Annotated in this window: 18 protein-coding genes; 5 read left to right on the top strand and 13 right to left on the bottom strand. The window is 73.4% G+C overall.

Annotated elements, in window-relative coordinates; all coding sequences use genetic code 11:
* Positions 1–13 precede the first annotated feature (13 nt).
* From hutI to hutH, 5 genes are read right to left on the bottom strand one after another with little or no spacing between them, the layout of a single operon-like run.
* A complete protein-coding gene (hutI, locus tag EDD40_RS28085) occupies positions 14–1,159 on the bottom strand; it encodes an imidazolonepropionase (protein ID WP_123745579.1) in 1,146 nt (381 codons plus the stop codon).
* A complete protein-coding gene (locus EDD40_RS28080) occupies positions 1,156–2,451 on the bottom strand; it encodes a formimidoylglutamate deiminase (RefSeq protein WP_123745578.1) in 1,296 nt (431 codons plus the stop codon). The genes hutI and EDD40_RS28080 overlap by 4 nt, the downstream gene beginning before the upstream one ends.
* Entirely contained in the window at positions 2,448–3,626 is a 1,179-nt protein-coding gene (locus tag EDD40_RS28075; RefSeq protein WP_123745577.1) for an allantoate amidohydrolase, read from the bottom strand. The genes EDD40_RS28080 and EDD40_RS28075 overlap by 4 nt, the downstream gene beginning before the upstream one ends.
* The gene (hutU, locus tag EDD40_RS28070; RefSeq protein ID WP_123748337.1) at positions 3,623–5,263 is read right to left on the bottom strand and encodes a urocanate hydratase; all 1,641 of its coding nucleotides are present in this window, start codon (positions 5,261–5,263) and stop codon (positions 3,623–3,625) included. The genes EDD40_RS28075 and hutU overlap by 4 nt, the downstream gene beginning before the upstream one ends.
* Entirely contained in the window at positions 5,263–6,768 is a 1,506-nt protein-coding gene (gene hutH / locus EDD40_RS28065) for a histidine ammonia-lyase (protein WP_123745576.1), read from the bottom strand. Before hutH ends, hutU begins: the two co-directional genes overlap by 1 nt.
* Before the next feature lie 151 nt (positions 6,769–6,919).
* Here hutH and EDD40_RS28060 point away from each other — a divergent pair, with 151 nt between their 5' ends.
* Genes EDD40_RS28060 through EDD40_RS28050 form a run of 3 tightly spaced genes read left to right on the top strand, consistent with a single transcriptional unit; the run spans position 6,920 to position 9,416 of the window.
* The gene (locus tag EDD40_RS28060) at positions 6,920–7,858 is read left to right on the top strand and encodes an ABC transporter ATP-binding protein (protein ID WP_123745575.1); all 939 of its coding nucleotides are present in this window, start codon (positions 6,920–6,922) and stop codon (positions 7,856–7,858) included.
* Positions 7,859–7,861: 3 nt separating this feature from the next.
* Positions 7,862–8,629 carry an ABC transporter permease gene (locus EDD40_RS28055; RefSeq protein ID WP_123745574.1) on the top strand — a complete coding sequence of 256 codons (768 nt, stop codon included), beginning with the start codon at positions 7,862–7,864 and terminating at the stop codon, positions 8,627–8,629.
* Positions 8,622–9,416 carry an ABC transporter permease gene (locus EDD40_RS28050; protein ID WP_123745573.1) on the top strand — a complete coding sequence of 265 codons (795 nt, stop codon included), beginning with the start codon at positions 8,622–8,624 and terminating at the stop codon, positions 9,414–9,416. Before EDD40_RS28055 ends, EDD40_RS28050 begins: the two co-directional genes overlap by 8 nt.
* A gap of 67 nt (positions 9,417–9,483) precedes the next feature.
* Here EDD40_RS28050 and EDD40_RS28045 read toward each other — a convergent pair whose 3' ends face one another.
* Together EDD40_RS28045 and EDD40_RS28040 are read right to left on the bottom strand one after the other, a co-directional pair.
* Positions 9,484–10,527, bottom strand: a complete 1,044-nt coding sequence (locus EDD40_RS28045; RefSeq protein WP_123745572.1) for a hypothetical protein — start codon at positions 10,525–10,527, stop codon at positions 9,484–9,486.
* A complete protein-coding gene (locus EDD40_RS28040) occupies positions 10,524–11,003 on the bottom strand; it encodes a SigE family RNA polymerase sigma factor (protein WP_123745571.1) in 480 nt (159 codons plus the stop codon). The genes EDD40_RS28045 and EDD40_RS28040 overlap by 4 nt, the downstream gene beginning before the upstream one ends.
* Positions 11,004–11,048: 45 nt before the next feature.
* Between EDD40_RS28040 and EDD40_RS28035 the strand changes: the two genes are divergently transcribed.
* The gene (locus EDD40_RS28035; protein WP_123748336.1) at positions 11,049–11,819 is read left to right on the top strand and encodes an IclR family transcriptional regulator; all 771 of its coding nucleotides are present in this window, start codon (positions 11,049–11,051) and stop codon (positions 11,817–11,819) included.
* 227 nt (positions 11,820–12,046) lie between these two features.
* Here the strand turns inward: EDD40_RS28035 and EDD40_RS28030 are convergent, their stop codons facing one another.
* The 4 genes from EDD40_RS28030 to EDD40_RS28015 are packed head-to-tail and all read right to left on the bottom strand — an operon-like array spanning position 12,047 to position 15,393.
* Complete coding sequence (locus EDD40_RS28030) at positions 12,047–12,931, bottom strand: ABC transporter substrate-binding protein (RefSeq protein WP_123745570.1); 885 nt, start codon at positions 12,929–12,931, stop codon at positions 12,047–12,049.
* Entirely contained in the window at positions 12,928–13,689 is a 762-nt protein-coding gene (locus EDD40_RS28025) for an ABC transporter permease (RefSeq protein ID WP_425471355.1), read from the bottom strand. Before EDD40_RS28025 ends, EDD40_RS28030 begins: the two co-directional genes overlap by 4 nt.
* Positions 13,689–14,294, bottom strand: a complete 606-nt coding sequence (locus EDD40_RS28020) for an ABC transporter permease (protein ID WP_170185464.1) — start codon at positions 14,292–14,294, stop codon at positions 13,689–13,691. The genes EDD40_RS28025 and EDD40_RS28020 overlap by 1 nt, the downstream gene beginning before the upstream one ends.
* A gap of 49 nt (positions 14,295–14,343) precedes the next feature.
* Positions 14,344–15,393, bottom strand: coding sequence for an ABC transporter ATP-binding protein (locus EDD40_RS28015; RefSeq protein ID WP_123745568.1), 1,050 nt, complete (start codon positions 15,391–15,393; stop codon positions 14,344–14,346).
* A gap of 116 nt (positions 15,394–15,509) precedes the next feature.
* Between EDD40_RS28015 and EDD40_RS28010 the strand changes: the two genes are divergently transcribed.
* On the top strand, positions 15,510–17,066 hold the full coding sequence (locus EDD40_RS28010; protein WP_123745567.1) for a bis-aminopropyl spermidine synthase family protein: 1,557 nt from the start codon (positions 15,510–15,512) through the stop codon (positions 17,064–17,066).
* A gap of 399 nt (positions 17,067–17,465) precedes the next feature.
* On the opposite strand, the gene EDD40_RS28005 is transcribed toward EDD40_RS28010, so the two are convergent.
* Both EDD40_RS28005 and EDD40_RS28000 read right to left on the bottom strand, forming a co-directional pair.
* A complete protein-coding gene (locus EDD40_RS28005; protein ID WP_123745566.1) occupies positions 17,466–18,089 on the bottom strand; it encodes a hypothetical protein in 624 nt (207 codons plus the stop codon).
* The gene (locus tag EDD40_RS28000) at positions 18,086–18,508 is read right to left on the bottom strand and encodes a YbaB/EbfC family nucleoid-associated protein (protein ID WP_123745565.1); all 423 of its coding nucleotides are present in this window, start codon (positions 18,506–18,508) and stop codon (positions 18,086–18,088) included. Before EDD40_RS28000 ends, EDD40_RS28005 begins: the two co-directional genes overlap by 4 nt.
* Positions 18,509–18,537: the final 29 nt, after the last annotated feature.

The following is an 18,537-nucleotide window of genomic DNA, read 5'->3' as shown; positions in this document are numbered from 1 at the left end:
CGCCGGACGCCCGTCACCTCAGCCGCACGCCTGCCCGCCACACGGCGTGCGTGAGCGGGACGCCCGGCCGGTAGGCCAGGTGCGTGGTCGAAGGCGCGTCCAGCACGTGGACGTCGGCGCGGGCGCCCGGTGACAGGTGGCCCACGTCGTCGCGGCGCAACGCCTTGGCGCCGTTGAGGGTGGCGGCGGTGATGGCCTCTTCGACGGTGAACCGCAGTTGGAGCACCGCCGTCGTGATGCAGTAGGCCATCGAGGTCGTGTACGAGCTGCCGGGGTTGCAGTTGCTCGCGAGGGCGACCGTCGCGCCCGCGTCGAGCAGCCGGCGCGCCGGCGGCAGCGCTTGCCGGGTCGACAGGTCGCACGCCGGCAGCAGGGTGGCGACGGTGGCGGAGTTCGCGAGCGCGTCGACGTCGGCGTCGGACAGGTAGGTGCAGTGGTCGACGCTCGCCGCGCCGAACTCCACCGCCAGCCCCACCCCGGGCCCTTCGCCCAGCTGGTTCCCGTGCACCCGCAGCCCGAGGCCCTTGGCCCGGGCCGCCGCCAGCACCGCCCGCGACTGGTCGGCGTCGAACGCGCCCCGCTCGCAGAACACGTCCGCCCACCGCACGTGCGGCGCGACGGCGTCGAGCATGTCGCCGATGACCACCGCGACGTACTCGTCCGCGTCCGCGCCCGGCGGCACCAGGTGCGCGCCCAGGAAGGTGACCTCGTCGACCACCCGCGCGGCGATCCGCGCCGACCGCACCTCGTCCTCGACGGTCAGCCCGTACCCGGTCTTCGTCTCGACCGTGGTCGTCCCCTGCGCCGCGGCCTCGGCGACCAGCCGCCGCAGGTTCGCCGCCAGCTCGTCGTCGGACGCCGCCCGCGTGGCCTCGACCGTGACCGCGATCCCGCCGGCCGCGTACGCCTCACCGGCCATCCGGGCCTCGAACTCGGCCGTCCGGTCACCGGCGAACACCAGGTGCGTGTGGCTGTCGACCCAACCCGGGAGGACCGCCCGGCCCTCCACGTCGACCCGTTCGTCGGCGGCCGGCGCGGCCGAGGCGGACCCCACCCACGCCACTCGGCCGTCGGCGAGGACGAGCGCGGCGTCGGTCAGGCGGCCCAGCTCGGGGTCGTTGGTGGTCAACTCGCCGATCCCGGTCACGAGGGTGCTCATCCGGCTCCGATCCGCTCGCCCAGCGACCGGGTGACGTCGCTCAACAACCGCGCGACGTCGCCCAGCCGCTCGTGCACGCCGTCGCGCGCCACGACCTTCCCGCCCACCACGACGGCCGCCACGTCGGACGCGGTGGCGGCCAGGACCACCTGCGAGGGCTCGACACCGGCGGTCCGGACCGAGTCCAGCCGGACGGCGACGAGGTCGGCCGGCGCGCCGACCTCCAGCCGACCGGCTTCCGGCCGGCCGATCGAGGCGTGGTTCGTCATCGCCGCGACGAGCTCCGCGGGCGTGAACCGGCCACGCTGCCCCGTCCGCAGGCGCTCGTGGTGCTCCAAGGCGCGCGCCTCCAGCAACGGGTCGATCACGGCGTGCTGGTCGCTGCCCAACGACAGCGGCGAGCCCGCCTCCGCCAACTCCCGCGCCGGCCCGATGCCGTCCGCCAGGTCCGCCTCCGTGGTCGGGCAGAAGCAGACGCCGGTGCGGGTCGAGCCGAGCAGCCCGATGTCCTTCGCGGACAGGTGCGTCCCGTGCACGGCCGTCGTGCGCGGCGTGAGGGCGCCGGCCTCGGCCAGCAGCTCGGTCGGCGTGAGGCCGTACGCCTGCAGGCACGCCTCGTTCTCGGCCGGCTGCTCCGACAGGTGCACGTGCAGCGGCCGGTCCGGGAACGCGCCCGCCACCAGCGACAACACCTCGCGCGGCACCGCGCGGACCGAGTGGATCGCCGCGCCGACCTTGGTGTTGTCGTCACCGCGCAGCTCGGCGACCCGGTCCAGCCACCGGTCCCCGGTGCCGTCGGAGAACCGCTCCTGCACCCCGCGCACGGGCTGCCCGATCCCGCCCGCCAGGTAGCAGGCGTCCAGCAGGGTGAGCCTGATCCCGGCGTCCAGGGCGGCCTGCCGGAGGGCCTCCGCCATCTCGTTGCCGCCGTGGTGCAGGTAGTGGAACTCGCCCACCGCCGTCACCCCGGCCACGGCCATCTCCGCGTACACCGCCCTGGCCAGCTCCAGGTACGAGTCCGGCGTCAACCGCTCCGCCACCGCGTACATCCGGTCGCGCCACGTCCAGAACGTGCCGCCGTCGGCGTTCGTGCGCCCGCGCAGCGCCCGGTGGAACGCGTGCGAGTGCGCGTTGGCGAAACCCGGGAGCACGAGGCCGTGGAGGCGTTCCACGCCGAGCGGAATCGTGTCCACAGTGGACACGGAGGTGATGGTCCCCCGGTCCACGCGCACCAGCACCCGTGCCGCGATGCCGTCCGGCAACCACGCCCGCTCGCACCAGAAGCTCTTCATCGCGCCAGGTGCTCCAAGGTCGTCGCCAGCGCCGCCACGCCCGCCGCGCAGTCGTCCGCCTCGGCGAACTCCTCCGGCGCGTGGCTGATCCCGGTCGGGTTGCGCACGAACAGCATGGCGGTCGGCACGTGCGCCGCCAGGATGCCGGCGTCGTGACCGGCCCCGGTCGGCAACGCGGGCGTGCCGCCGCCGAGCGCGTCCCGCACGCGGGACATGAGGTCGGGGTCGAAGTGCACCGTCCCGCCCCAGCTCTCCTCGGTCACGCGCACCTCGCAACCTTCCTCCTCCGCCGCCGCGCGCGCCGCCTCGGTGATCAGCCCGACCACCTCGCGGGTGCGCGGCTCGTCACCGGCCCGCGCGTCCAGCCACACGTCCACCGACGACGCGATCACGTTGGTGCCGCCCGGGTTCGGCACGATCCGGCCGACCGTGGCCCGCGCGCCGGAGGTGGCCGCCCGGCGCGCGGCGAGCACCATCCGCGCGGCGGGCAGCATCGGGTCGCGCCGGTCCTCGATCACCGTCGCGCCCGCGTGGTTGCCCTCGCCGCGGAACGTGTACCGCCACCTCCCGTGCGCCAGGATCGAGCTCGCCAGCCCGACCGGCACGTCCAACCCGCGCCCCTGCTCCACGTGCAGCTCGACGAAGGCGCCCACGGACGACAGCGCGCGGTCGTCGCGCCCCATGCGCAGCGGGTCGAACCCGGCGGCGTGGGCGGCCTCGCCGAACGTGACGCCGTCCGCGTCCACCAGCTTGCACGCGGCCTCCGCCGTGATCGCGCCCGTCATCAGCCGCGACCCGAGGCAGGCGACGCCGAAGCGCCCGCCCTCCTCCTCCACGAACACGACGATCGCCAGCGGCTTCGACGGCGTGAACCCGCGCGCCCGCAGCACGTCGAAGGCCTGCAACGCCGACACGACGCCCAGCGGCCCGTCGAACGCGCCGCCGCCGGGCACCGAGTCGAGGTGGCTGCCGGTGATCACCGCGTCCGGCCCCGGCCTGCCCCACCACGCCCAGAGGTTGCCGTTGCGGTCGGGCCGCACGTCCAGCCCCCGCCGCTCGGCCTCCTGCGTGAACCACTCCCGCAGCTCCAGCTCGACCCGGTCGAAGCCGTGCCGCGAGTAGCCCCCGCGCCGAGCGTCACGTCCGACGTCGGCGATGTCCGCGAGGTCGGTCATCCGGCGCTCATCGGGATCGGCACCCGCTTCTCCTCGGCCACGTCGACCGCCCGCTGGTACCCGGCGTCCACGTGCCGGATCACCCCCATGGCGGGGTCGTTGGTCAGCACCCGCTCGATCTTCTGCGCGGCGAGCGGCGTGCCGTCGGCGACGGTCACCTGACCGGCGTGGACGGAGCGGCCGATGCCGACGCCGCCACCGTGGTGCAGCGACACCCAGGTCGCGCCGGACGCGGTGTTGACCAGGGCGTTGAGCAGCGGCCAGTCGGCGATGGCGTCCGAGCCGTCGGCCATCGCCTCGGTCTCCCGGTACGGCGACGCGACCGAGCCGCAGTCCAGGTGGTCGCGGCCGATCACGATCGGCGCGGACAGCTCGCCCGACGCCACCATCTCGTTGAACTTCAGGCCCGCGAGGTGCCGCTCGCCGTAGCCGAGCCAGCAGATGCGGGCGGGCAGGCCCTGGAACTCGACCCGCTCGCCGGCCATCTTGATCCACCGCGCGAGCTGCTCGTTCTCCGGGAACAGCTCCAGGATCGCCCGGTCAGTCTTCGCGATGTCGGCCGGGTCGCCGGACAGCGCCGCCCAGCGGAACGGGCCCTTGCCCTCGCAGAACAGCGGCCGGATGTAGGCGGGCACGAAGCCGGGGAAGTCGAACGCCCGCTCGCAGCCGCCCGCCTTGGCCTCGCCGCGGATCGAGTTGCCGTAGTCGAACACCTCCGCGCCGCGGTCCAGGAAGCCCACCATCGCCTCGACGTGGTCGGCCATCGACTCGCGGGCCCGGTCGGTGAACTCGTCGGGCTTGGCGGCGGCGTAGTCGGCCCAGTCCTCGACCGGGACGCCCTTCGGGCAGTACGCCAGCGGGTCGTGCGCGGAGGTCTGGTCGGTGACGACGTCCACCGGCACGTCGCGGCGCAGCAGCTCCGGCAGCACCTCGGCGGCGTTGCCGATCAGGCCGACCGACAACGCCCGGCCCTCGGACTTGGCGCGCAGCACGCGGGCGACGGCGTCGTCGAGGTCGTCGGCGATCTCGTCCAGGTAGCGGGTCTCCACGCGGCGGCGGGCGCGCTGCGGGTCGACCTCGACGCAGAGCGCCACGCCCTCGTTCATGGTGACCGCAAGCGGTTGCGCGCCGCCCATGCCGCCGAGACCGGCGGTCACGGTGAGCGTGCCGCGCAGGGTGCCGTTGAAGCGCTTTTCGGCGACGGCGGCGAACGTCTCGAAGGTGCCCTGGAGGATGCCCTGCGTGCCGATGTAGATCCACGAGCCGGCCGTCATCTGGCCGTACATGGTGAGGCCCTCGGCTTCGAGGCGGCGGAACTCGGGCCAGTTCGCCCAGTCCGGCACGAGGTTGGAGTTCGCGATGAGCACGCGCGGCGCCCACTCGTGCGTGCGCATGACCCCGACCGGGCGGCCGGACTGCACGAGCAGCGTCTCGTCGTCCTTGAGGTTCGTCAGCTCGCGGCTGATGGCGTGGAAGCTCGGCCAGTCGCGCGCGGCCTTGCCGGTGCCGCCGTAGACGACCAGGTCCTCGGGGCGCTCGGCCACGTCCGGGTCGAGGTTGTTGTGGAACATCCGCAGCGCGGCCTCGGTCGGCCAGCTGCGGGCGGTCAGTTCGGTCCCGCGGGCGGCACGCACCATCACAGCACTCCCTTTCGGATCAGGTCTTCGGCGGCGGCGATCTCCGGCGCGAGGTGGCGGTCCGGGCCGGGGCCCTCGACGTGCTCGCGGAGCTTCGCGACGGCCGCCGCGGTGGCGGGGGCGGGGTTGAGCGGTTTGCGCAGGTCCAGGGCACGGGCCGCGGTCAGGAACTCGATCGCGAGGACCCGGCGCAGGCCGTCGACGGCCTGGCGGAGCTTGCGCGCGGCCGACCAGCCCATGGAGACGTGGTCCTCCTGCATCGCGCTGCTCGGGATGGAGTCGACGGACGCGGGCACGGCCAGCCGCTTGAGCTCGCTGACGATCGCGGCCTGCGTGTACTGGGCGATCATGTGGCCGGAGTCGACGCCCGGGTCGTGCGCCAGGAACGGCGGCAGGCCGTGCGACCGGTTCACGTCCAGCATCCGGTCGGTGCGGCGCTCGGCGATGCTCGCCACGTCCGCGGTGGGGATGGCGAGGAAGTCCAGCACGTAGGCGATCGGCGCGCCGTGGAAGTTGCCGTTGGACTCGACCCGGCCGTCGGCCAGCACCACCGGGTTGTCGATGGACGACGCCAGCTCGCGGTCGGCGACGGTCTCGGCGTAGGCGACGGTGTCCCGCGCCGCGCCGTGCACCTGCGGCGAGCAGCGCAGCGAGTAGGCGTCCTGGACGCGGGTGCAGTCCGGGCCGCGGTGGCTGTCCATGATCTCGGAGTCGCGCAGGATCTCCGCCATGCGCCGCGCCGACCGGCCCTGGCCGGGGTGCGGGCGCAGGGCCTGGAGGTCGGCGGCGAACACGCGGTCCGTGCCGAGGAGGGCTTCCACGCTCATCGCGGCGGTCAGGTCGGCGACGTCGAGCAGGTAGCCCAGGTCGCGGACCGCCAGCACCAGCATCCCGAGCATGCCGTCGGTGCCGTTGATCAGCGCCAGGCCCTCCTTCTCGGCCAGCCGGACGGGTTCGATGCCCGCCTGGGCGAGGGCCCGCGCGGCGGGGACCAGGCGCCCGCCGGCGTCGCGGACGTCACCCTCGCCGGTGAGGGCGAGGGCGGCGGCGGACAGCGGCGCGAGGTCGCCCGAGCAGCCGAGCGAGCCGAACTCGTGCACGACCGGGGTGATACCGGCGTTGAGCATCGCGGCCATCGCCTCGGCGGTCTCCAGCCGGACGCCCGTGTGGCCGCTCGCCAACGTCTTGAGGCGCAGCAGCACGAGGGCGCGCACGACCTCGCGCTCGACCTCGGGGCCCGAGCCCGCCGCGTGCGAGCGGACCAGGGACTGCTGGAGGGCGGCGCGGCGGTCCGGCGGGATGTGCCGGACCGCCAGCGCGCCGAAGCCCGTGGACACGCCGTAGGTCGGCTGCTCGGCCGTGGCCAGGCGCTCGATGTGCGCCCGGGCGGTGGTGACCGCCTCGCGGGCCGCCTCCGTGATCTCCACGCGCGCGTCGCCGCGGGCGACGGCGTGGACGTCGTCGCGGGTCAGGGGTTTCGGACCCAGCTGCACGGGTTGCTGCATGTGCCCATCTCAACCCGGCGGACCGATCCGCACGACCCGACATCCGCCGATCGTGTCTGGTATCCGAGACGGCTCGGCGAACCGAAATCGGCGTCCGCGCGGCCGGCTCCACCGGTAGCTTCACCTGGACCACCAGGGGTGAGGGGTGAGCATGGGTGTCCGGGTGCGCGACCTGACCAGGACGTTCCGCAAGGGCAAGGGCTGGCGGCCCAAGGGTGCGGAGGTGACCGCGCTCGACGGGCTCACGCTGGACGTGCCGACCAACGAGGTGCACGGCCTGCTCGGTCCGAACGGCGCGGGCAAGACCACGCTGTGCAAGGTCCTGTCCACGGTCCTGCTGCCGACCTCGGGGACCGCCGAGGTGCTCGGCCACGACGTGGTGACCGGCGCGGCCGAGGTCAGGCGCCTCGTCGGCATCGTGTTCGGCGGCGAGCGCGGCCTGTACGGGAAGCTGACCGCGCGGCAGACGATGCGCTACTGGGCCGCGCTCTACAAGATCCCGGACGCGCGCGCCAAGGCCCGCGCCGACGAGCTGCTGACCCGCCTCGGCCTCGCGGACAAGGCCGACGACCTCGTGGAGACGTTCTCGCGGGGCATGAAGCAGCGGGTGCACCTGGCCCGCGGCCTGATCGGCGACCCGAAGCTGATCCTGCTCGACGAGCCGACCACCGGCATGGACCCGGTCGCCGCGCGCGACTTCCGCGAGCTCATCCGCGAACTGCGCGACGAAGGCCGCACGATCCTCATCACCACCCACGACATGGACGAGGCCGAGGACGTCTGCGACCGGGTCACCCTGATCGACAAGGGCCGGGTGCTGGCCACCGAGTCGCCGCGCGGCCTGGCCGAGATGTCCGGCCTGCACCGCTGGGTCGAGGCCGAGACCTCGCTGGACGTCACCGGCGTCCCCGGCGTGGTCGCCACCGAGACCCGCAACGGCGTGCTGCGGGTCAAGACCGCCGACGACCGGGCGGCGCGCGCGGTGCTGGACTTCCTGCTGGACCGCGGCGTGCGCTCGGTGCACGCCGTGCCGCCCCGGTTGGAGGACGTCTACCTCGACCTCATCGGCCGCCGCGGCATGGAGGTCTGAGCCGTGCGCCTGTTCCTCTCCGGCGTCCGCACGCAGTTCTGGCTGCTCCGCAGGCAGCCCGACGAGCTGCTGACGCTGTGCACGATCCCGTTCACCGTGGTCATGATGCTGTCGATCGTGATGCACGCGGCCCGGCCCGACCTGGTCGCCAACGCGTTCCTCGCGCCCACCCTGATCGGGTTGTGGGGCTTCGCCACGGGACTGGCCACGACCGTGCTCGTCGGCGAGCGCTGGACCGCCACCCTGGAGCTGGGCATGGCCGCGCCGGGTGCCGTGCACTCCGTCTACCTGGGGCGGATCTCGGCGGTGATGGTGCTGGGCGTCGTCCCGCTCGGTGAGACGTGGCTGCTGGGCCGGCTGCTGTTCGGCGTGACCCCGGAGGTGCACCACCCGTGGGTGTTCTGGGCGGCGATGGCGGCGTCGGTGTTCGCCATGATCGGCACGAGCCTGCTGCTGGCGGCGTCGATGCTGCTGTCCAAGAACAGCAACAACTACCTGAACTTCCTCAGCTTCCCCGTCTACCTGCTGTCCGGGGTGATGGTGCCGGTGCAGTACCTGCCGGAGTTCCTGCGACCGCTGTCCCACGCGATCTTCCTGTCGTGGTCGGCGGACCTGATGCGGGACGCCATGGCCGTCGAGGCCGTCACGGGCGCCGGCTGGCGGCTGCTGGCGATCGTCGGCCTCGGGGCAGCCGCCCTCGTCGGCGGGCGGGCGCTGCTGGCGGCGGCCCTGCGGCGGGCGCGCGAGCTGGGGGCGGTGACGTATGCGTGACCAGCTGCGGGTGCTCAAGCACGGCCTGATCGCCTCCTGGACCGTGTTCTCGGCGTTCCAGACGTGGAAGACCTGGACGTTCACCTGGCTGTCGCGGCTGCTGATCCAGGCCTGCTTCTTCGCCTTGATCGGCCGGATGCTCGGGTCGCAGCAGCAGGTCGACTACCTGCTCATCGGCAACGTGGTCGCGATCATGGCCATCGACGCGACCGTCGTGATCCTGCTGGCCGTCGGCGAGCGGCAGGCGGGCACGCTGGCGCTGATGGTCGCCGCGCCGTCCACGCACCTCACCGTGTACCTGGCGAAAGGGCTGGTGAACCTCGGGTCGGGCGTCGCCGCGTCGACCACGGCGTTCCTGGTGCTGCCGCCGCTGTTCGGGGTGCGGCTGCCGTGGCCCTCGGCGGCGCTCGTGCCGTTGATGATCTTCGTGGTCGGGGTGTCGTGCTACTGCTACGGGACGTGCGTGGCGTCGTTCGTGCTCGGGTTCCCGTCGGCGCGGTGGCTGGCGCTGAACCTCAGCTACCTGGTGCTGATGACGTTCTGCGGGGTGAACGTGCCGACGTCGTTCTGGCCGGGGTGGCTGCGCGCGGTCACGTCCGTGCTGCCGATGACGCACGGGCTGGCCGCGATCCGGGCGTTCGTGGCGGAAGCGCCCGGGGTGGTGGTGCTCGGGCAGCTCGGGTTGGAGCTGTGCGTGGGCGGGGCGTGGTTCGCCGTGGCGGCGGTGAGCTTCAACCGGATGGTCCGCCGGGGGCGGCGGGACGGGACGATCGAGTTCGGCGGCTGAGCGCGCGGCAGGCGCTCCCCGCCGGGGAACGCCTGCCGCGGTCATCGTGCCCGGTTCGCGGGACGGACTACGGCGTGCCGATCCAGGCCACGTCCGGGTCGGTGTCCACCGCCAGGGCCTCCGCCACCCGCGCCAGCACCTCGACCGAGGCGTGCTCCGTGTGCAGGCCGGGCGGCACGGGCTTGCCGTCGAGGGTTTCGAACTCGCTCGGCCTCACGCGCACCTGCGAGTTCGGCGCGAGCTGGACGGCGAGCAGGCCGAACCCGTCGGCGGAGTAGTGCGCGGGCCGGCCGGCCACGGTGGTGGGGGTGGAACCGGCCGGCGCCTCGGCGGTCCGCAGGAGCTCCACCTCGTACCTGACGTTGTCGAAGTGGCTCGTGCCGGCGATCGTCCAGTCGGCCGCGCTCGGACCCTTCACCACGACGTACGGGTAGTCGTTCAGCGAGAACGGGATGCGCATCGACGTGGGGTCGGCCACGACGGAGTCGGCGATCCGCCGCACCTGCGCCCGGACGTCGACGCCCGTCACGTTCTCCAAGCTGACGCTGAGCACGCGATCGGGGGTGGCGTTCCAGTACAGGTTGTCACCGAACCAGGCCGCCGGCACGCCGCCCACCGTCGTGCGGTCGCCGACCGGCGCGTCCTCGACCTTCGGACCCACGTCACCGGCGATGGAGGTGAGGACGCCGAAGCGGACCAGCGGCGAGCCGGGGTCCGTCGAACCGGGCGCGTAGAGGCGGGCCGTGCCCCACGCGCCGATGATGCGCTCCCGCTCGGCGTACCCGTCGAGCATCACCCCCGGCCGGTAGTCCAAGGCCCGGGTGGGCACGTCGGCGACCGGGACGGGAGCGGGCGCGGACGTGGTGGTGAGCCGCTGGGCGGGCGCGACCTGGTCGACGGCCGTCCCGTTCACGGTGGTCACCACCAGCGCCGCCGCGGCGGCCGTCGTGCCGGCGGCGGCGAGCACCAGCAGCAGCGGCTTGCGCGCCCGCCGCGGCCGGCGCAGGGCGGCGAGCACCGCCCCCGGCGGCGGCGTGCGCTCAGCCCGGTGGCTCAGGGCGTCGGTGATCAGGGTTTCGGTGATGTCGTTCGTGTCGGTGGTGTCGTTCACAGTGACTGCCTCACGCGATCGTCGGCGCGCAGGACGGCCAGCGCGCGAGAGATGTGGCTGCGGACCGTGACCTGGGCGCACCCCAGGACGGCGGCGATCTCGGCGTCGTCGCAGCCCTCGTAGTAGCGGAGGACGACGGCGGCCTTCTGCTTGCGCGGGAGCCGGTCGATGCGCTGGAGCATCGCCTCCCGCTCGTCGTAGCGGTCGGCGGGGTCGGGCAGGGGCGGGTCCACGCCCGTCAGGGGCAGGTGCGCCTTCAAGCGGCGGCGCCAACCGAGGTACTCGTTGGTCACCATCCGCTTGAGGTACGCGGCCGGCAGCTCGACCGAGCCGATGCGCGCCCACTTCTGCTGCGCCCGGATCAGGACCTCCTGGACCACGTCCTGAGCCAGGTGCGGATCTCCGGTCAGCACGGTGGCGTAGCGCAGCAGCGGGGTCACCTGTGCCGCGGCGAACTCCTCGAAGCCGGTGCTCATACCCCTCCAATGCGCCCCGACGCGGTTTTGTTGAGAATGGGTTCCGTGGGAGGCAGCAGCGACGTGCCGGCGTTGCGCCGGGGGCTCGCGGTGCTGCGCCTGCTCGCCGGCAGGCCGGGGCCGCTGTCCGCGGCGGCGGTCGCGCGGGAGCTGGGTCTGCCCAGGTCGACGACCTACCACCTGCTGGCGGAGCTGACCGCGGCCGGGTTCGCCACCCACTTCCCCGAAGAGCGGCGGTACGGGCTGGGCGTGGCGGCGTTCGAGCTCGGCTCGGCCTACCTGCGGCACGACCCGCTGGAGCGGTTGGCGCGGCCCGTGCTGCGGCGGTTGGTGGACGAGGTCGGGCGGACCGCGCACCTGGGCGTGCTGCACGGCGCGGAGGCGCTGTACCTGGTGCGCGAGCAACCCCGCCGGCCGACCACGATCGTGTCCGACGTCGGCGTGCGGCTACCGGCCCACCTGACCGCGTCGGGACGGGCGATGCTGGGGCGGCTGCCCCCGGCGCAGGTCAGGGCACTGTTCCCGGGCCCGTTCGTGGACCGGACCGGGCGGGGGCCGCACGACCTGCCCGCGTTGCGCCGGCTGCTGGCCGTCGAGCGCAGGCGCGGGTGGGCGGTGGAGGACGGGTACGTGACAGCCGGCTTCGCGTCGGTCGCGGCGGCCGTCTTCGACCACGGGGAGCGGCCGATCGCGGCGATCACGGTGACGTTCCGGCACCTGTGCGACACCGAGTGCGGTGAGACGTGGCCGGAGTTGGCGGTGGAGGCGAGGCGGGCGGCGGAGGAGTTGACCGGGAGGATCGGGGGGCGGGGCTGAGAGGGCGGGGCTGAGAGGGGTTGGGGCGGGGTTGGGTGGGTGGGTGAGGCGGAGTGCGTTCGGCTCGATGTGACATGGGGCCCTTACGGGCACCCCAGGCAGGCCAAAGCCGGCAGGCCCGGCGGGGAAGAGCGTCCGCCAGGCCTGCCGGCTTCGACCAGCCTAAGGCACCCGAACCCATGTCAAATCGGGCCTGGGTGGGAGGGTTCCGGGTCCGTTGTGGTGGCTCAGAGGGTGACGGACTTGAGGAAGTCGGCGGCGACGTTGGCGATGGTCTCCTTGTCCACGTCGACGCGCTTGACCAGGTCGGCCAGCTTCTCCGTGGTCAGGGCGGCGGACACCTTGTTCAGCGCGTCCTTGCCCTTCGCGTCGATCGCGTCGGACCGCAGCAGCGGCACGATGTTCTGCGCCGGGTACATCACCTTCGGGTCTTCCAGCTCCACGAAGTCGTTCGCCTTGATGTCCGCCGACGTGGTGTAGAGGTTCGCCACCTGCACGGTGCCGGCCTTCAGCGCGTCCACGGTGATCGGGCCGCCCGCGTCGGTGGTCTTGATCTCGGTGAACTTGACCCCGTACAGCTCGACGATCTTGGCCTCCCAGCGCTGCGCCCACTCGCCCGCCGCGCCCAGCGCGTACTTGCCGGAGCCGAGGTCGGCGATCGACTTCACGCCGCCGTCCGCGGTGGCCTTGGTGACCACCAGGACGTCCTTGTCCTCCGCGTCCGACTTCTCCAGCACCTCGAGGCCCGACGGCGTCTTGCCCTTCAGCGCCGTGAAGACCTCCTCGGCCTCGGTGGTGGTGTTGGTCTTGTCGAAGTAGTTGAGCAGGTTGCCCGTGTACTCCGGCACCACGCCGAGCGACTTGTCCTGCAACGCCTTCACGACCAGCTCGCGCGCTCCGATGCCGGACTTCACCGTCACCGTCGCGCCGGTCGTCTTCAGCGCACCGGCGTAGATCTCGGCCAGGATCTTGTTCTCGGTGAAGTCGGCCGAACCGACCACGACCTCACCCGACGCGGCCTGCTGGCCGCTCCCGCCCAGGTCCTCTTTGGACCCGCACGCGGAGACGACCAGGGCGGTCGCCGCGACGACAACGGCCAACGTGCGCTTCATGCCGTGCTTCCTCCAGACTCGACCGGCGCCGGCTCTCCCCGACGCCTCGACTGCGACCCGCCCGACCGCGCCTTCGGACTTCCCGCGCGACGAGCCTTGGCCGACAGCCTCAAACCCGCGGGCACGACCAACCTGCCCAGGCCCGCGAGCACCACGTCCAGCACGACCGCGAGCAGCGCGATCAGGATCGCCCCGCCGACGAACTGGCCGTAGTCCAACACCCGCAGGCCGTCCAGCAGTGGACGTCCCAACGTCTCGATACCCACGTACGCCGCCACCGAAGCGGTCGCGACGACCTGCAACATGGCGTTGCGCAGACCACCCACGAGCAGCGGCAGGGCGTTGGGCACCTCGACCCGCCACAGCCGCTGCGCGCCGGTCATGCCCATGCCGCTCGCCGCGTCGACCACACCGCGGTCCACGTCCTGGATGCCGGCGTAGGCGCCGGCCAGGATGGGCGGCACGGCCAGCACGACCAGACCGATGAGGACACCGGTCGTGCCGCCGCCCGCGACCAGGTACAGGAACGTCACCAGGCCGAGCGTCGGCAACGCCCGCAGCGCGTTGCTGCCGCCGACGAGCACCACCCCGCCACGCCCGGTGTGCCCGACGTACAGGCCGAGCGGCACGGCGATCAGCGCGGCGCCGAGCACCGCGCCCAGGCAGTACAGCAGGTGGATGCCGACCCGCACCGGGATCGACTTGCCGCCCGACCAGTTGACCGGGTCGACCAGCCAGCCGAACGCGTCCGCGAAGATCACGGCGCACCACCCGCCCGCACCCACGGCGTCAACCGGTTGCGCAGCAGCACCAGCAGCAGGTCGACCACCAGCGCCAGCACCAGCGTGAGCACGATGCCGATGATGATCGGCGCCAGGTACCGCTGCCGGAAACCGTCGGTGAACAACGTGCCGAGGCCGCCCGTGCCGATCAACGCGCCGACGCTGACCAGGCTGATGTTGCTCACCGACCCGACCCGCACGCCGGCGGCCAGCACCGGCACGGCCAGCGGCAGCTCCACGGTCAGGAACCGGCGCAGCGGCCGGAAGCCCATCGCGGTCGCCGCGGCGGTCACGTGGGCGGGCACCGCGGCCAGCGCCTCGGCGACCGGCCGGACCAGCAGCGCGGTCGTGTAGACGGTCAACGCGAGGATCACGTTGACCGGGTCGAGCACCTGCGTGCCGATGACCGCCGGGATGATCGCGAACAGCGCCAGGGACGGGATGGTGTACACGATGTTCGAGATCCCGATCAGCGCCGCGTTGACCTGCCGGAACCGGTGGCACAGCAGCCCGAGCACGATCGCCAGCGCCACCGACACGACCAGCGGCACCAGCGACAGGTAGACGTGGTCGAGCAGCATGTCCAGCAGCGCCGCCCTGGTGCCCGCGTTGCTGAGGTACTTCGGGATGTCACCCACGGCGGCTCTCGATCACGTCCAGCACCTGGCGCGCGGTCACCACGCCGGCCAGCCGCCCGTCACCGCGCACGGCGACGCCCAGCCCGGACGGCGAGGACAACGCGGCGTCCAGCGCGCCCCGGATCGACGCGCCCACCTCGTACAGCGAGCCGCCCGGCACGACCGACGAGTCCGGCGCGACCCAGCCCTGGGGGCGCTCCTCGGCGTCCACCACGAGCCGCCAGTCCGAAGAGGACCCGGCGTCGGCGCCCTCGACGACCGTGGGCACCTCGGCCACCTCGACCCCCGAGGAGTCCACAAAGGACAGGCTGCGGTAGCCGCGGTCCTTGCCGACGAAGCTCGCCACGAAGTCGTCCGCGGGCCGGGTCAGCAGCTCGGCGGGCGGCGCGTACTGGGCGAGGAAACCTCCGGTGCGCATCACCGCGACCTTGTCGCCGATCCGGATGGCCTCGTCGATGTCGTGCGTCACGAACACGATGGTCTTGTCCAACTCGGCCTGAAGCCGCAGCAGCTCGTCCTGCAACCCCTCGCGCACCACCGGGTCGACCGCGCTGAACGGCTCGTCCATCAGCAGCACCGGCGGGTCCGCGGCCAACGCCCGCGCCACGCCGACGCGCTGCTGCTGGCCGCCCGACAGCTGCACCGGGTAGCGGTGGCCCAGCTCGGCGGGCAGGCCGACCAGCTCCAGCAGCTCGGCGGCGCGCGCCCTGGCCTTGCGGCGCGTCCAGCCGATGAGCAACGGCACCGTGGCCACGTTGTCCAGCACGGTCCGGTGCGGGAACAGGCCCGCCTGCTGGATCACGTACCCGATGCCGCGCCGCAGCGTGGGCGGGTCCACCTCCAGCACGTCCTTGCCGTCCACCAGGACGGTGCCCGACGTGGGGTCGATCATCCGGTTCACCATGCGCAGGGACGTGGTCTTGCCGCACCCGGACGGTCCGACGAAGACGGTGATCGTGCCCGCCTCGACCACGAGGTCCAGGCCGTTCACCGCGGTGGTCCCGTCGTCGAACCGCTTGGTCACGTCGCGGAACTCGATCACCCGTGGATCCTCCTGCCGATGGGTATCAAGCGTCGAACGACCCTAGCCCTTCAGTCGGACCGTGGCACGGCGTTTCACCATCCGGTCAGTAGGGTGCACCGGTTGTGGCAACCGAAATGGTGCGAGCGCTCCTCGCTGAACGCGGCCCGCACGCCCGCAAGCTGCGGCGCGTGGTCGACCTGCTGGCCGGTGACTGGCACACGCTCGCCGAATTGGTTCGGCTTCCCGCCGTGCCCCGGCGCACCGTGCAGGAGCTGCTGACCGCGGTCGGCGACGACCTCGAGTCCAGTCGCGACCGGTTCCGGCTCGCGCCGGCCAAGGCCGCCGACTACGCGGAGTTCGCCACCGGTGACGATCTGGTGGACCCGGTGGACGCGCTGGTGTCCCGGCACGGCGAGCACCTGCGGTCGATCCTGGCCGACATCGCGGACGTGCCGCCGCCCCTGGCCGCGCTGGACCACGTGCAGGCGACCGCGGAGACGGCGCTGAAGCGCGCGTTGTGGTTGGACACGACCTACGACCTGGCCGGGCGCACGCTGCTGTGCCTCGGCGACCACGACCTGACGTCGCTCGCGGTGTGCGCGGTGAACCCGGACGTCGAGGTCGTCGTGGTGGACGTGGACGACCGGCTGCTGGAGTTCATCTCCACCCGTGCCGCCGCACGCGGGTGGTCGGTGCGGACGGTGCACGCGGACTTCCGGTTCGGCCTGCCGCCCGCCGTGCTGGAGTCGGCGGACCTGGTGTTCAGCGACCCGCCGTACACGCCGGAGGGCATGGCGCTGTTCGCCGCGCGGGCGGTCGAGTGCCTCGCCGACCTCGGTCGGGGACGGGTGCTGCTCGCGTACGGGTTCAGCGACCGGACGCCCGCGCTGGGGCTGAAGGTGCAGCAGGAGCTCCAGCGGCTGGGCCTGGTGTTCGAGGCGGTCCTGCCCGCCTTCCACCGGTTCGACGGCGCGCAGGCCATCGGCAGCGCGGCCGACCTGTACGTGTGCCGGCCCACGTCACGCCGTTCGGTGTCGCCCACGTCGGCGAAGACCGCCATCTACACGCACGGTCCGCAGTCGGTGGAGGCGACCGGGCCGGGTTCGACGGCGCTGGCCGCCCTGGTCGACCTCGCGCCGCGGCCGGAGTCCTCGCCGCCGCCGAAGCCGCGCGCGCCGGGGTGGGCCGACCCGATCGGCAAGGGCGCGGCGTCGTTGGCGGTGGACCTGTCCGGCGACCCGGGTCCGTGGCTGCTGCGGACCCTGCTGGCGTGCTCGCCCGGCCGGATGGCGGCGCTCGTCCCCAACAACCACCCGAACGTGTCGTCCGCGGCGGGTCAGCAGGAGCTGAGGTCGTTGGTGGACACCAGGTTCGCGCTCCGGTTCCTGCGGTCCACACCGGACGGCAAGCACTGCGTCGTGGTGGCGGACCAGGTGCTCGCGGGCACGCTGGACGTCGGCGGGCTGACCGTGCGGGAGGTGCTCACGCGCGCGCACGGCAAGCTCGGCAACGTGTGGCGCGAGGCGTTGGTCGCGGCCACGCGCGGCGCGCTGACCAAGCGGGAGGCGCGGGAGCGGATCGGCGAGCACGAAGACCTGGAGCTGCGGTTGATCGACCTGCCCCGGCACCGGATCGCCGAGCTGCTGCCGCTGGTCCGCGCCTCGGCGTCCCAAGACTCGGCGTCCCAGTAGGAACGTTCGGGCGCGGTGTTCGGGGAGGAGGTTTCTGCCGGGTTGCGGCGAACCGCGCCGGGCGGGCCGCGGTCGTCAGCAGCCGGGTCCGCGGCAGTACTCCGGTCAGCCGTTCCCGGGTCAGCAGCCGTTGGCCGGCCAACCGCCCTACCCCGGTCAACCGCGTCCGCCCCGACCGCCGTTGCCTCGCGGTTGCCGCAGCTTCGGGGTGCTCAGCGCGGTCTCGTTCGTCCTGCCGGTGCCGGCGCTCGTGCTCGCCGTGCTGCTCCTGTGCCCGGTGTGCGCTGGGGCCTGGTCGCGATCTCGGTGCTGGCCGTCGTGCACTTCGGCCCCGGGCCGAGCCGGGTCGGCTCGGGCCTGTCGCCGGCCGGCCGGGGACCGCGGGGCTGACCGGGGGACTCACCCGCCGAGGCGCGTGATGGCCTCGAGCATGTCGCGCGCCTTGCCGAACAACGCCTTCAGCGCGGCCAGGATCCGCGCCACCACGCGCACGAGGTCCGCCGACCGCCGGCTGATCCGGTCCAGCACGACCGCGCCGCGCCCGACCGCCCACGCGGCGAACTCGGGCAGCGAGCCGCCCGACGTGACCTCCGACGCCGCGAGCGCCACCGCGGCGTTGCCGAAGACCTCCTGGACGAACAACGCGACCACGTCGCGGAACACGCCGCGGATGGCGGCGGTGATCGCGCCGACCTCGGCCACGTGCGCCGCGACGTCCGCGCACAGCCTGCTCATCCCGGCGATCTCCGCGGTGAGCCGGCCGCCGCCCGACCGCCGCCGCGCGATGCCGTCCAACGTGGTGGCGACCTGCCTCCAGGTGGCGACCGCGTCCTCGAACCGGTCGCCGTGGCCCGCCAGCCAGTCCAGCGGCTCGCGCAGGAAGTCGACGTGCTCGACCAGCCACCCGAGCCCGGCCGCGGCCAGCAGGCCCAGCGGGTCGGCGTCCGCGCCCGGCACGGCGAGGTCGGCCTCGAGCGTGTCCGGCGCCGACCCGGTCAGCTCCAGCACGGGGAACCCGGTCACCGGTGCGCCGACCCCGGCTCGTCCTCGGGCGCCCACAGGCTCCGCGGCAGGGGCAGGTCGTCGTCAGCGGCGTCCGCGGCCGGCGCCGGCGGGACCGCGGCGGTCAGGAAGTCCATCGCCGCCGTGCCGCCGAACTGCGGCTCGACGACCGCCGCCGCCTGCCGCGCGGCCTGCTCCTGCGCGCGCCGCACGGTGTCCATCACGACCTCGCCGAGCCGGGCGTGCGAGAGCCGCCCGGCGTCCGGCGAGAACTCGATGTGCCGCAACGACCCGTTCGGCGCGACGGTCGCCGTCACCGCGCCGTCCGGGGACCGCTGCGTGGCCTGCGCGCGCCGGATGCGGTCCCGCAGCTCGCGGGACCGCTCGGCCAGGTGCCGTGCCCTGGTCTCGAGGTCGGCGATCATCCGTTCCGGGTTCACCGGTCAGCCCTTGACGTCGTGTCGTCCAT

Origin of the sequence: Saccharothrix texasensis, from assembly GCF_003752005.1 — a bacterium.
In the GTDB taxonomy this organism is placed as follows: Bacteria; Actinomycetota; Actinomycetes; order Mycobacteriales; family Pseudonocardiaceae; genus Actinosynnema; species Actinosynnema texasense.
This window is presented reverse-complemented; position numbering and strand designations above follow the sequence as displayed.

Coding starts and splice junctions, on each gene's coding strand:
- hutI (WP_123745579.1), bottom strand. CDS start 1,159: ATGAGCACCCTCGTGACCGGGATCGGCGAGTTGACCACCAACGACCCC.
- EDD40_RS28080 (WP_123745578.1), bottom strand. CDS start 2,451: ATGAAGAGCTTCTGGTGCGAGCGGGCGTGGTTGCCGGACGGCATCGCG.
- EDD40_RS28075 (WP_123745577.1), bottom strand. CDS start 3,626: ATGACCGACCTCGCGGACATCGCCGACGTCGGACGTGACGCTCGGCGC.
- hutU (WP_123748337.1), bottom strand. CDS start 5,263: ATGGTGCGTGCCGCCCGCGGGACCGAACTGACCGCCCGCAGCTGGCCG.
- hutH (WP_123745576.1), bottom strand. CDS start 6,768: ATGCAGCAACCCGTGCAGCTGGGTCCGAAACCCCTGACCCGCGACGAC.
- EDD40_RS28060 (WP_123745575.1), top strand. CDS start 6,920: ATGGGTGTCCGGGTGCGCGACCTGACCAGGACGTTCCGCAAGGGCAAG.
- EDD40_RS28050 (WP_123745573.1), top strand. CDS start 8,622: ATGCGTGACCAGCTGCGGGTGCTCAAGCACGGCCTGATCGCCTCCTGG.
- EDD40_RS28040 (WP_123745571.1), bottom strand. CDS start 11,003: ATGAGCACCGGCTTCGAGGAGTTCGCCGCGGCACAGGTGACCCCGCTG.
- EDD40_RS28030 (WP_123745570.1), bottom strand. CDS start 12,931: ATGAAGCGCACGTTGGCCGTTGTCGTCGCGGCGACCGCCCTGGTCGTC.
- EDD40_RS28020 (WP_170185464.1), bottom strand. CDS start 14,294: ATGCTGCTCGACCACGTCTACCTGTCGCTGGTGCCGCTGGTCGTGTCG.
- EDD40_RS28010 (WP_123745567.1), top strand. CDS start 15,510: ATGGTGCGAGCGCTCCTCGCTGAACGCGGCCCGCACGCCCGCAAGCTG.